Genomic DNA, 12,470 nt, shown 5'->3' on the forward strand with positions numbered 1-12,470 from the left:
TGGTTTCTCGCTGTATCGGAGACGCATGCTGATCCTGTTGCCGCCGTCGGAGACCAAGCGTGGAGGAGGGGACGGGCCGGCGCTGGACGTCGGAGGGCTCGCGCTGCGGGGGCTCGCGCCGGAGCGGACGCGGGTGATCGATGCGCTCGTGGCGCTGTGCGGAGACGAGGAGCGTGCGGCGAAGGTCCTGAAGCTGTCCGCGCGCCAGCGCGGTGAGGTCGCCGCCAACGCCGCCCTGCGCACTGCGCCGACGATGCCCGCGGTCGACCGCTACACGGGCGTGCTGTTCGACGCGCTGGATGCCGCGTCGCTCCCCGCTCCGGCGCGACGCTGGCTCGGCGCGCACGTCCTGATCCAGTCGGCGCCGTTCGGGCCGGTCGGGGCGCTCGATCCGATCCCGGCGTACCGCCTGGCGGCGGGCGCCTCCCTGCCCGGCGTCCCGACGCTCCGGAAGATGTGGGCGGATGCCACGACCGCCGCGCTCGCGGAGGCGGCGCCCCGCTTCGTGCTGGACCTGCGCTCGGAGGCGTATGCGGCCCTGGGCCCCGTGCCTGGGGGCGTGCGCTCGGCGTACGTGCGCGTCGTCACGGCGGGCCCGGACGGGGCGGTGCGCGCCCTCAACCACTTCAACAAGCACGCGAAGGGCGACCTCGTGCGGCGGCTCGCGCTGTCGCGCCCCCGCGTGGCCTCGCCGGACGCGTTCGTCCGCTGGGCCGAGCAGAGCGGCCTCCACGTGCGGCACGGTGCGCCAGGGGAGCTCGACCTCGTCGTGTGAGGGGCGGAGGACGCCCGGCGCGGGTCGGCGCGACGCGTCAGTCGCGCGCGGTGTTCGCGGCGGTCCGCTCGGTGTTCTCCGCGATCGCGACGAGCGCGACCCCGGCCTCGATCACGAATCGCAGCAGCACGACCGCGAAGAAGGCGAGGACGGGAACCACGACGACCGTGGAGGCGATGAGGGCGATCCCTCCGCCCGGGTTCCACGGCAGCGCGCCGACGCCGGAGACGATCCCGCCGGCGAGGGCCGAGACGAAGGCGATACCGATCGCGACCAGGCCGACGAGGAAGAACACGCTGGCGAGGCGCCGGGTGATGAAGCGGGTGAACGTGATGTCGAACAGCGCCGACACGAAGCCGCGGCCGATGTCGTCGAGCTCGCCGACGAGCCTCGGGACGCCCGTGTCGTCGACGCCCGCGATGCCCCCCGTGCGATCGGGTGCCGGACCGGCGGAGGTCGCCGCCGCCTGCGCCCCCGCGGCGGCGGGTCGGTCGGGGAGCGGCGGGGGAGTGGGCTGGGGGTCGGTCATGGGGCGTCCTTCCGAGGAGTGCTGTGGCCAGGGTATCCAGCCGCGCACGACACGCGCGAGATCCCGCATCTGGTGGCGCCGGGCCCGTCGGCCCTACGATGACTGCAGACGGGGCCGGTGCGGCCCCGTTCGTGCGGCTGGGGCCGCGAGGGAAGGAATGCCCACATGAGTGACTACTCCGATTCGACCGCCGTCGTCGCCGCCGCTCTGTTCGCGGCGTTCCTCGGCTTCCTCTTCGCCGTCGGCTGGTACGTCCTGTCGTCCTGGTTCCTGATGAGGATCTTCAACAAGGCCGGCGTGCAGGGCGGCTGGCGCGCCTGGGTGCCGATCTACAACTTCATGGTGTTCAACAAGCTCGGCGACGTGAGCCCGTGGCTCCCGCTCATCGGATTCGGCGCGGCGATCGTCCTCGCCCCCTTCGGCCTGGGCTTCCTGGGCTCGCTCCTCATCATCGTGACGACGGCGCTGGCCGCGTGGCGCGTCGGGCTCAAGCTGCAGAAGGAGACCCCCTGGGTCGTCCTGTACATCCTCCTGCAGGCGGTCTGGCTCGGCATCCTCGCCTTCGACTCGTCGCGCTGGAACTCGAACATCGCCCCCGCCCCGTGGGCAGGCAACGGGTTCTTCGCCGACCGCACGGTCTGGCAGGGCATCCCCGTCCAGGCGTCCGCGGGCGCGCAGCCTCCCGCCGGCTACCAGCCTCCCGCCGGCTACCAGCCCCCGGCCGGCTACCAGCCCCCGGCCGGATACCAGCCTCCCGCGGGCTACCAGCCGCCGGCGCAGCCCCCGGTCACCCCTCCGGTGACCCCGCCGCCGACGACGGAGCCGCCCGCGGCCCCGCGCGGCGACGACGACGCCCCGCGCGTCTGACCGCACGACCACTGAGCGCGCCCTTGCTTGAGCGAGGGCGCGCTCAGGCGTAACGTCGATCCGCGCCTGCGCTCGCGGTCGCGGGAGGAGGCGCCGTGCTCGGCAGGATCCTGGTCCGTTTCTCTGCTCCGGCGTGGCCGCTGGTGCTCCTGGTCATCGTCTTCCAGCTCGGGCAGTCGATCGCCTCTCTCGCCCTGCCCACGCTCAACGCCGACATCATCGACGACGGCGTGATCACCGGCGATATCCCGTTCATCTGGCGTACGGGCGGGATCATGCTCGCGGTGAGCCTCGCCCAGATCGCGTGTTCGCTGGTCGCGGTCTACTTCGGCTCCCGCCTCGCGATGGGGGTGGGCCGGGATCTGCGCGGGGCTCTGTTCCATCGCGTCGTCGCGTTCTCGCAGCGCGAGATGGGTCAGTTCGGTGCCGCGTCGCTCATCACGCGCAACACGAACGACGTCCAGCAGGTCCAGATGCTGGTCCAGATGTCGGCGACCGTCATGGTGTCGGCGCCCATGCTGGCGATCGGCGGCGTGATCATGGCGGTGCGCCAGGATGCCGGACTGTCCTGGCTGATGGCCGTCGCGATCCCGGTGCTCCTCCTCGCGGTCTCGCTCATCGTCGTGCGGATGGTCCCGGCCTTCACGAAGATGCAGGCCCGCATCGACCGCGTCAACCAGATCCTGCGCGAGCAGCTCACGGGCATCCGCGTCGTCCGCGCGTTCGTACGCGAGGACGAGGAACGGGCGCGCTTCGGCCGTGCCAGCGCAGAGGTCATGGACACCGCGCTGCGCGCCGGAAACCTCATGGCGCTGATGTTCCCGGTCGTGATGCTCGTCATGAACCTGTCGTCGGCGGCGGTCATCTGGTTCGGCGCGGATCAGGTGCAGAACCACGGCGTGCAGGTGGGCACGCTGTTCGCGTTCCTCAACTACCTGATGCAGATCCTCATGGGCGTCATGATGGCCACGTTCATGTTCGTCATGATCCCGCGAGCCTCCGTCTGCGCCGACCGGATCGGTGCGGTGCTCGAGACCGAGCCGTCGGTGCATGCCCCGGACACCCCCGTCCCCGCCCCGCTCACGGGGGGCCGGATCGTCTTCGACGATGTCGACTTCACCTACCCGGGCGCGGAGGACGCGGTCCTGCGAGGCATCTCCTTCACCGCCGAGCCGGGCACGACGACCGCGATCATCGGCTCCACCGGTTCGGGCAAGACGACCCTCGTCGGTCTCATCGCGCGGCTGTTCGACGCGACCGGCGGTGCGGTGACCGTCGACGGGGAGGACGTGCGGACGATGGATCCCGACGCCCTCTGGGCGCGGATCGGACTCGTCCCGCAGCGCGCGTTCCTGTTCGCGGGCACCGTGGCATCCAACCTCCGCTACGGAGATGCGGACGCCGACGACGCCGCCCTCTGGCGCGCGCTCGAGCTCGCCCAGGCGCGCGGGTTCGTGGCGTCGCTCGACGGCGGACTGGACGCGCCCATCGCACAGGGCGGGACCAACGTCTCGGGCGGTCAGCGCCAGCGTCTCGCGATCGCGCGCGCCCTGGTGAAGCGGCCCGAGATCTACGTCTTCGACGACTCGTTCTCCGCGCTGGACCTCGCCACCGACGCGGCGTTGCGCCGGGCGCTGGATGCGGAGCTGCCCGACGCGACGCGCATCGTCGTCGCGCAGCGGGTGTCGACCATCCGGCACGCGGATCAGATCCTCGTGCTCGATCACGGACGCACGGTGGGGCTCGGCACGCACGACGAACTGCTCGAGAGCTGCCCGACCTACCGGGAGATCGTCGATTCGCAGCTGTCGGCGAAGGAGGCGGCATGAGCGGCTCGACCTCCGCGCGCCCGGCGCCGGTCGCCCCCGCCGGGCCGCGCGGCCCCATGGGGCGGGGCCCGATGGCGATGGCGCCGGGCGCCAAGGCGCAGAACTTCGGTCCGAGCGCGCGGCGCCTGCTCGGCACCCTCCGCCCGGACCGGGCGCGGCTCATCGCGACCCTCGTGCTCGGGGCACTGTCGGTCGCCCTGAGCGTCGCCGGCCCGAAGATCCTGGGCGAGGGGACGAACATCATCTTCGCGGGCTTCGTGTCGCTGCAGGTGCCCGCGACCGCGACGAAGCAGCAGGTGATCGACCAGCTCGTCCGAGCGGGCAATCAACAGCAGGCCGACATGCTCTCCTCCATGTCGTTCACCCCCGGTGCGGGCATCGACCTGGGCGCCCTCGCCGGAGTCATCTCCGTGGTGCTGGTCGTCTACCTCCTCGCGGCGCTGTTCGGGTGGCTGCAGGCTCGGCTGCTCAACGGGATCGTCCAGCGCGCGATGGACCGTCTGCGGGTCGCGGTGGAGGACAAGATCCATCGCCTGCCGCTGGCGTACTTCGACCGGGTGCAGCGCGGAGAGCTCCTCAGCCGCGTGACCAACGACGTCGACAACATCGGCCAGACCATGCAGCAGACGCTGTCGCAGGTCATCATGTCGATCCTGACGGTCGTCGGGGTGCTCGTCATGATGTTCGTGATCTCGCCCCTGCTCGCGGTGATCGCCCTCGTCACGATCCCGCTCACGATCGTCATCACGACCGCCGTGGCCAAGCGCTCCCAGAAGCTCTTCGTCGCTCAGTGGACGGCGACCGGGGTCCTGAACGCGCGCGTCGAGGAGACCTTCTCCGGTCATGCGGTCGTGAAGGTGTTCGGCCACCAGCGCGAGGTCGAGCGCGACTTCGCCGCGGAGAACGACGACGTGTACCGCGCGAGCTTCGGCGCGCAGTTCCTCTCCGGGATCATCATGCCCGCGATGATGTTCATCGGGAACCTCGTCTACGTCGCGATCGCCGTCGTGGGCGGCCTCCAGGTCGCGGGCGGCCTGATGTCGATCGGCGACGTGCAGGCGTTCATCCAGTACTCGCGGCAGTTCACGCAGCCGCTCAGCCAGCTGGGCTCGATGGCGAATCTGCTGCAGTCCGGCGTCGCGAGTGCCGAGCGGGTGTTCGAACTGCTCGACGAGGACGAGCAGGGCGCCGACGCCGACCCCGCACGCACGGCGCCGGCCGCCGCGGCCGACCTCGCCTTCCGCGACGTCTCGTTCCGCTACGTGCCCGACGTCCCCCTCATCGACGCGCTGTCGCTGCACGCGGATCCGGGCAGCACGGTGGCGATCGTCGGGCCGACCGGAGCCGGCAAGACGACTCTGGTGAACCTCATCATGCGGTTCTACGAGGTGGACGGCGGGGTGATCTCCCTCGGCGGCCTCGACACGCGGCAGATGACCCGCGACGACCTGCGCCGACGTACCGGCATGGTGCTGCAGGACACGTGGCTGTTCTCCGGGTCGATCCGGGAGAACATCGCCTACGGGCGTCCGGATGCGAGCGAGGAGGAGATCGTCGCGGCGGCGACGGCCGCCTACGTGGACCGGTTCGTGCACGCTCTGCCCGACGGGTACGACACCGTCCTCGACGACGAGGCGACGAACCTCTCCGCCGGGGAGCGCCAGCTCGTCACCATCGCCCGGGCGTTCCTGTCCGATCCGCGGATCCTCATCCTCGACGAGGCGACCAGCTCCGTCGACACCCGCACCGAGCTGCTGATCCAGCGGGCGATGTCGCGCCTGCGCGAGGACCGCACGGCGTTCGTCATCGCGCACCGTCTGTCGACGATCCGCGACGCCGACCTCATACTCGTGATGGAGTCCGGCGCGATCGTCGAGCAGGGGTCGCACGACGAGCTGCTCGCGGCCCGCGGGGCGTACTGGCGCCTGTACAACGCGCAGTTCGACGCTCCCGCGGACGACACCGACGGCGGGGTCGACGGGGGAGCCGCGTTCGTCGCCGCCATCGACCGCGCGGAGGAGCGGGAGGAGCTCGCCGGAGACGTCCCGCCGATCGTCTCACCCGGCGCCGTCCCCCCGCTTCCGGCGATCCCGCCCGTCGCGGAGGAGCCGGGGGACGCGTCCACTAGAGTGTGACCGTGCCCGAAGCCACGACCCCGTCGTGCACCGTCCCGCTCGCGGACGGTGCACTCGAGCTGCAGTGGTCCGAGGTGACCCACCGCGGACGTCGGCGTGAGGTGAACCAGGATGCCGTGCTCGCCCGCTACCCGCTGTTCGTCGTCGCCGACGGGATGGGCGGACACATCGGCGGCGAGATCGCCAGTGCGAGCACCGTCGAACGCCTCGGCGCCGTGGCGGACAAGGGCGACGTGACCCCCAAGACCATCGAGAAGGCGCTCGCCCGGGCCGTCGCCGACATCGCGAGCCACCCGGAGACGACCGACGAGGGCACGGGCACGACGGTGACGGGCGTGTACCTGGACCTCACCGGGCCCGAGCCGACGTGGGTGACCCTCAACATCGGCGATTCGCGCGTGTACCTCTTCCGCGACGGCGGGCTGGCCCAGGTGACGACGGACCACTCGGTGGTGCAGGAGCTCATCTCGGCGGGGCGTCTGACGCCGGAAGAGGCGGAGAACCACCCCTACGGCAACGTCATCACCCGCGCGGTCGGCCCCTCCGACGGCGTCTCTCCCGACTACGTGCGCCTCGAGGTCGTCGACGGCGACCGGTTCGTCATCTGCAGCGACGGACTCACCAAGGAGCTCACCGACTACGGCATCCTCCATTTCCTGCTGCAGCACGAGGACCCGACCGAGGCCGCCGACGACATGCTCGAGGCGGCCCTGGAGAACGGCGGCCGGGACAACGTGACGATCATCGTGCTCAACGTGCACAGGACGTACACCGGGGAGCGCACGCCCGTCGAGGACTGATCCGCTCCGTCCGCGGCGGGGCTCGACCGCTCCTCCCCATCGGAGCCCACCGGAGACGCGTCCACGGATCGCCGGGATGCCGCGCCGGGCGGCGCCGCGCGGCGGTTGACTGTGCGCCATGCACGACCTCGACGACACCCTGCGCCTGCCGGCATCGGTCCCCGAGCCGCCGCGTCCGGTCCTGCCTCTGGCGGCCGCGCTCGTCCCCGTGGCCGGCGCCGCCGTTCTCTGGTGGCTCACGGCGTCCCCGACGGTGTGGTGGATGGCGGCGCTCGGGCCGCTGATGGCGGCGGCCTCCTTCCTCGACGGGCTTCGCGGATCGCGCCGCACCCGCCGCCGGGCGCGGCGCGCGGCGGCCGCGACGCTCGTCCGCCTGACCGGCGCGATCGAGGAGCGTCACGAGGCGGAGCGACGGCGTGCCTGGCGGCGCACGCCGGACGTCGCGGGATACGTGACGGACCCCGACGAGATCTGGCGGGTCGTGCCGGGGCGCGACGAGCTGCTCGTCGTCGGGCGTGGCGAGGTGACGAGCGCGCTGCGGATCGAGGGCGAGACGACGACGCGGGAGGCCCGCGCGCTGCGCGGGCGGGCCGCCACCCTCGCCGATGCGCCGGTGGTGGTGCCGGTCGCCGCCGGGGTCGCCGTCGTCGGTCCCGCGCTCGCGGCGGCGGCGGTCGCGCGAGCGCTCCTGCTGCAGCTGTGCCTCGCCCAGCCGCCCGGACGGCTGCGTCTCGCCGGCGACGGGGCGCACGGCCCCGCCCTCCCGCACGCGGAGGCGACCGCCGGAATCGTCGTGTCCGTGGGCACCGGCGATCGTCCCGTTCCTGCGGACGTCGACGTCCCGATCGTGCGGGTCGCGCCGGGAGCTCCGCCTCCGCCGCGGTGCGCCGCGGTGCTCACCCTCGACGACGCGGGCGGTGTCGACGGAGCCCGCCTGGACCACGGCGGGGTGTCGCGACGCGTGCGCGTGGAGGCCGTCTCGCGGGAGCAGGCGGCGCGGATCGCGGCGATGCTGGCCGCCCGCGCGACCACGCTCGGTCATCGCGTGGACGGGGCGGCGTGGGTGGACGAGCTGCCCGTCGCCGACCGAGGTGCGGCGTCCTCGCTCGGTGCGGTCGTCGGGACGACGGCGGGGGATCCGGTCGTGCTCGATCTGGTGGACGACGGACCTCACGCCGTGGTGATCGGCGTCACCGGTTCGGGCAAGAGCGAGCTGCTGACGACCTGGATCGTCGGGATGTGCCGCGGCCGGACGCCGCAGGAGGTGTCGTTCCTGCTGGTCGACTTCAAGGGCGGCCGCACGTTCGATGCGCTGGCGATGCTTCCCCACGTGACGGGGGTGCTCACCGATCTGGACGAGGCCCGGACGGTGCGCGCCGTGGACAGCCTGCGCGCCGAGGTCCGTCACCGGGAGCGCGTGCTCCGCACGGCCGGCGCGCGCGACATCGACGAGGCTCGGGGGCTGCTGCCGCGCCTCGTGATCGTCGTCGACGAGTACGCCGCGCTCGTCGGCGCGCACCCCGACCTGCACGAGCTGTTCGCCGACCTGGCCGCGCGAGGTCGCGCGCTCGGCCTGCACCTGCTGCTCGCCTCGCAGCGTGCGTCCGGGGCGTTCCGTGACGGGGTCCTGGCCAACGCGCCCCTGCGGATCGCGTTCCGGGTGACGGATGCCGCCGACGCCCGCACGATCCTCGGGCGGGACGACGCCGTCCACCTCTCGGGCGCGGCTGCGGCGCGGGGGACGGCGCTCGTGCGGCGTGCCGCCGACAGTGCGCCCCGCACGGTGCGGGTCGCCCGCTGCGGACCGGCGGCGATCGACGCCCTCCGGGTCGCCTCCGCGGACCACGCGCCCGCCCGCCGCCCGTGGCTGCCGCCCCTGCCGGAGCGGATCTCGATCGCCGAGGCGCGCGCTGTCGTCGCGCCGGACGTCGGGACGGACGCCGCGCCGACGGCGGCTGGCCGGGAGGACTCTCCCGCCGCACGTCGGCGGCGATCCGACCGCAGGGCGCCCGTGCCGCTCGTGCTGGGCGTGGTGGACGAGCCCGACCGGCAGCGCCGGTCCGCGCTCGTGCTGGACGCGGGCACGGCGGGGTTCGCGGTGATCGGCGGGCCGGGGAGCGGCCGGTCGAGCCTCCTGCGGACGGTCGCCGCGCAGGCGGAGCGATGCGTGCGGGTGGAGGGCGACCTCGAGGATGCGTGGGACCGCGTCATGGCGCTCGACGGCGCCCCTCCGGGCACCGTCGTCCTCGTCGACGATGCGGACGCGATCGCCGCGCGCCTCCCGCCCGACCACGCCGCGGCATGGGTGGCGGCGCTCGAGCGGGCGGCGCGGGAGGCGCGCAGCCGCGGGATCGTCATCGCACTGACGGCGTCCCGCGCGACGGGCCCGCTCGGGAGGGTCGTCGACCTGCTGCCGGGGCGCGCGATCCTGGCCCTGCCGACGCGCGCCGATCACGTCGCCGCCGGTGGTGCTCCGGGCGAGCACCTGCGGGACGAGCCGCCCGGCCGCGGACGGTGGGGGAGCCGTCTCGTCCAGTTCGCGCTTCCGGACTCGGGCGGAGGCGGCGAGGACGCGTCGCGGCCGGACGGCACCGCGAGCGGAGATCGCGCGCCCGTGTGGCGGGTGGGCGCGGGGGAGCCAGCCGGCCTCGTGATCGCCGACGGCCCCCGCGCGGACGCCGTGCGGGCCGGGCTGACGGCGTCGGGCGTCGAGGTGATCCCGATCGCCGCGGTCGCCGACGCCGGCTCCGCGCAAGCCGTGCCACGCGTCGTGCTCGGCGCGCCCGAGGACTGGCTCGCCCAGTGGCGGCTGCTCGGCACGACGCGTTCGCGCGGCGAACTCGTCGTGGACGCGGGATGCGCCGCCGAGTACCGCGCCGTCACGGGACGACGCGAACTCCCGCCGTATGTCGCCCCCGGTGCCGGCCGCGCGTGGTCCGTCCGCGCGGACACGCCCCCGCGTCGCGTCGCGCTACCCACGGGCGCGCGTCGCTGAGCCGGGGCGACGGATCGCGCCCCGGTCGCGGCGCCGGCGACGCTCAGACGGTCGGGCGGATCATCCCGACGTCGCGGCCGCCGCCGGTGACGGCGAGGGGGAGGCGAGCCACGGCGTCCGCGGCGTCGCGGGCCGTGAGTGCGCCGACGCGGACGAGCAGGGTGATCGCCACCGCCGTCGTCGCGCGGCGATCTCCGTCGAGCACCTTGAGGACCGCGGTGGTGCCGTTCGGCGCGATCATGACCATGACGCCTTCGGCGCCGAACTTCGTGAAGACCCCCAGGCGCTCGATGGCGATCGTGTCGGGGCGGCCCTCGCCCTCGATCGCCCAGGGGAGCTCCCGCACCGTCCGCACGAGCGCCCCCGCCTGGCGGTGCAGGGCGAACGGAGAACGCTCCGACGACGTGCCGACGCGATGCATGGCGCGGGCGAGGGCCGTGAGGCTCATCGCGTACACGGGGGCACCGCAGCCGTCGATCGCCGTCGTGGTGGGGCGTGCGCCGGTGAGACGCTCGATCACCTCGCGGATGTGGGCCTGCAGCGGGTGGGCCGGGTCGAGATAGCTCCCGACGTCCCACCCGTTGGCCGTGCACGCGAGGAGCATCGCCGCATGCTTGCCCGAGCAGGTCATGCGGATCCGGCTCGGCTGGCCGAACTCGCGCACGAGGTCGTCCCGCGTCGCGCTGTCGGTGGGCCAGGCCGGCGGGCACCCGAGGTCGTCTTCGCCCAGTCCCGCCCGCCCGAGGATCTCGCGGACGACGGCCACGTGGCGGTCGGTGCCCGCGTGGCTCGCCGTGGCGAGCACGAGCTGTTCGCCCTCGAGCTCGGCGCCGGCGGTGAGGCAGCCGAGCGCCTGCAGCGGCTTGAGGCTCGAACGGGGGAGGATCGGCGCCTCCACGTCGCCGAGGCTCAGGATCGCCGCGCCGTCCGGGTCGAGGACGACGGCCGCACCCGCATGCCGGGATTCGATGAAGCCGTTGCGCTCGACGACGGCGAGCTCGACGGCGCGGTCGACGGCGATCGTGCCGGCACGTGCGGAGGGTGCGGGGGGCGTCGAGGGAGAAACTGCCACGCACAGGAGCCTACTTCGCCGCTGACGCGCGTTCCGGCCGTGCTGGCAGACTGGGGAGGTGATCGGAGAACACCACTACGCCGTCCGCAGCGTCTGGACGGGCAACCGGGGCGCCGGAACGGACGGGTACCGGGGATACGACCGGTCCGTGACGCTGATGGTGGACGGCAAGGTCGATCTCGCCGCGTCCAGCGACAAGCCGTTCCGCGGGGACCCGACCAAATGGAACCCCGAGGATCTGCTGCTCGCGGCCCTGTCGGAGTGTCACCTCCTCTCGTACCTGCACGCGTGCGTCACGGCGGGGGTCGTCGTCGTGTCCTACACGGACGACGCCACCGGCACGATGCGCGAGGACGGCCGGGGCGGCGGGGCGTTCACCGAGGTCGTGCTGCGTCCGCACGTCGTGGTGGCGGACGCGTCGATGATCGAGGCGGCGGAGGCGGCGCACGCGCAGGCGAACGCCTGGTGCTTCATCGCCAACTCGGTGAACTTCCCCGTGCGGCACGAGGCGACCGTCACCGCCTGAGCCGAGGGGCGTGACCGCCCTGGCCGGATCGCCCTGGCCGGACGCAGAGATGCCGCCGTCAGCGGCGCTCGTGCGGCAGCACCTGCTTGAGGCGCTCGACCGGATTCGAGGCCGGCGCCTCGTTGTACGCGTTGGCCAGCTCCTGGCCGGAGAGCTCGTGGATGGCGGCCATGATCTCGTCGGTCGCGAGGCGACGCGCCTTGCCGCTCGAGGCGGGGCCGAGGTGCGACAGGTCGATGGGCGCGCCGTAGCGGACCGTCACCCGGGGACGACGGGAGGGGAGCTTGGCGCCGACGGGCATCGCCTCGTTCGTGCCGACCAGCCCCACCGGGACGACCTGCGCGCCCTCTTCGAGTGCGAGGAAGGCGACGCCCGTGCGGCCCTTGTAGAGTCGCCCGTCCAGGGAGCGCGTGCCCTCCGGGTACAGCGCGATCGCCCTCCCGGAGGCCAGGATCCGGCGCTGCTGGTCGAGCGCGTTCAGAGCGGCCTGGCCCGCGCCCCGTTCGACGGGCGTGGCGCCGATCGCCGTGAAGAACTGCCGGCTCACCCAGCCGCGGAATCCCGTGCCCTCGAAGTACGACGACTTCGCGAGGAAGTAGACCGGCCGCGGGGCGAACATCGGGATGATCAGCGAATCGATGAACGAGAGGTGGTTGCTCGCGAAGATCACCTTGCCGGTGCGGGGGATGTTCGCGCGGCCCTCGATGCGGGGGCGGTAGATCAGTCGCGTCAGCGGCACCAGGACGGCTCGGCCGAAGTAGTAGGTGAACCCGACGCCGTCGACCTCCTCGGGTGCGGACGGCGCGGGCGTCTCGGGCGCGTCGGGTGCGCTGTCGTGCTCTTGCGTCACGCATAGATCGTAGACCCCGGCGCATTCCGGCCCGCGCATGGCCCGCCGGGCATGCTCTCAGCCGGGACAGAAGAAAGTGGGGGAGGATGGGA

The 12,470-nt window shown here is 73.2% G+C and carries 10 protein-coding genes; 7 read left to right on the forward strand and 3 right to left on the reverse strand.

Annotated features, from left to right (window positions below; all coding sequences use genetic code 11):
• Positions 1-25: 25 nt before the first annotated feature.
• Positions 26-775, forward strand: coding sequence for a YaaA family protein (locus WFI00_RS08160; RefSeq protein ID WP_336631748.1), 750 nt, complete (start codon positions 26-28; stop codon positions 773-775).
• Positions 776-812: 37 nt separating this feature from the next.
• On the opposite strand, the gene WFI00_RS08165 is transcribed toward WFI00_RS08160, so the two are convergent.
• Complete coding sequence (locus tag WFI00_RS08165) at positions 813-1,304, reverse strand: DUF4282 domain-containing protein (RefSeq protein WP_336631747.1); 492 nt, start codon at positions 1,302-1,304, stop codon at positions 813-815.
• Positions 1,305-1,469: 165 nt separating this feature from the next.
• Between WFI00_RS08165 and WFI00_RS08170 the strand changes: the two genes are divergently transcribed.
• The 5 genes from WFI00_RS08170 (at position 1,470) to WFI00_RS08190 (ending at position 9,930) form a co-directional block, all read left to right on the forward strand.
• On the forward strand, positions 1,470-2,171 hold the full coding sequence (locus tag WFI00_RS08170; RefSeq protein ID WP_336631746.1) for a large exoprotein: 702 nt from the start codon (positions 1,470-1,472) through the stop codon (positions 2,169-2,171).
• A gap of 95 nt (positions 2,172-2,266) precedes the next feature.
• Positions 2,267-4,000 (forward strand): ABC transporter ATP-binding protein, encoded by a 1,734-nt coding sequence (locus WFI00_RS08175; RefSeq protein ID WP_336631745.1) that lies wholly within the window; start codon positions 2,267-2,269, stop codon positions 3,998-4,000.
• On the forward strand, positions 3,997-6,135 hold the full coding sequence (locus WFI00_RS08180; RefSeq protein WP_442928314.1) for an ABC transporter ATP-binding protein: 2,139 nt from the start codon (positions 3,997-3,999) through the stop codon (positions 6,133-6,135). Before WFI00_RS08175 ends, WFI00_RS08180 begins: the two co-directional genes overlap by 4 nt.
• A gap of 2 nt (positions 6,136-6,137) precedes the next feature.
• Positions 6,138-6,935 carry a PP2C family protein-serine/threonine phosphatase gene (locus tag WFI00_RS08185; RefSeq protein ID WP_336631744.1) on the forward strand — a complete coding sequence of 266 codons (798 nt, stop codon included), beginning with the start codon at positions 6,138-6,140 and terminating at the stop codon, positions 6,933-6,935.
• A gap of 118 nt (positions 6,936-7,053) precedes the next feature.
• Positions 7,054-9,930 (forward strand): FtsK/SpoIIIE domain-containing protein, encoded by a 2,877-nt coding sequence (locus WFI00_RS08190; protein ID WP_336631743.1) that lies wholly within the window; start codon positions 7,054-7,056, stop codon positions 9,928-9,930.
• 43 nt (positions 9,931-9,973) lie between these two features.
• Here WFI00_RS08190 and WFI00_RS08195 read toward each other — a convergent pair whose 3' ends face one another.
• Entirely contained in the window at positions 9,974-11,002 is a 1,029-nt protein-coding gene (locus WFI00_RS08195) for an asparaginase (RefSeq protein ID WP_336631742.1), read from the reverse strand.
• A gap of 58 nt (positions 11,003-11,060) precedes the next feature.
• On the opposite strand from WFI00_RS08195, the gene WFI00_RS08200 reads away from it, so the two are divergent.
• Positions 11,061-11,528: an OsmC family protein gene (locus tag WFI00_RS08200; RefSeq protein ID WP_336631741.1), complete on the forward strand. Its 468-nt coding sequence runs from the start codon at positions 11,061-11,063 to the stop codon at positions 11,526-11,528.
• A gap of 58 nt (positions 11,529-11,586) precedes the next feature.
• Here WFI00_RS08200 and WFI00_RS08205 read toward each other — a convergent pair whose 3' ends face one another.
• Positions 11,587-12,378: a lysophospholipid acyltransferase family protein gene (locus tag WFI00_RS08205; protein WP_442928315.1), complete on the reverse strand. Its 792-nt coding sequence runs from the start codon at positions 12,376-12,378 to the stop codon at positions 11,587-11,589.
• Between the last annotated feature and the right edge of the window lie 92 nt (positions 12,379-12,470).

The sequence above is a fragment of the Microbacterium sp. MMO-56 genome, from assembly GCF_037146215.1.
Taxonomy (GTDB): domain Bacteria; phylum Actinomycetota; class Actinomycetes; order Actinomycetales; family Microbacteriaceae; genus Microbacterium.

Bases quoted from the DNA above. Each gene is read 5' to 3' on its own strand.
- WFI00_RS08160 (WP_336631748.1), top strand. From the start codon at position 26: ATGCTGATCCTGTTGCCGCCGTCGGAGACCAAGCGTGGAGGAGGGGAC.
- WFI00_RS08170 (WP_336631746.1), top strand. From the start codon at position 1,470: ATGAGTGACTACTCCGATTCGACCGCCGTCGTCGCCGCCGCTCTGTTC.
- WFI00_RS08180 (WP_442928314.1), top strand. From the start codon at position 3,997: ATGAGCGGCTCGACCTCCGCGCGCCCGGCGCCGGTCGCCCCCGCCGGG.
- WFI00_RS08165 (WP_336631747.1), bottom strand. From the start codon at position 1,304: ATGACCGACCCCCAGCCCACTCCCCCGCCGCTCCCCGACCGACCCGCC.
- WFI00_RS08190 (WP_336631743.1), top strand. From the start codon at position 7,054: ATGCACGACCTCGACGACACCCTGCGCCTGCCGGCATCGGTCCCCGAG.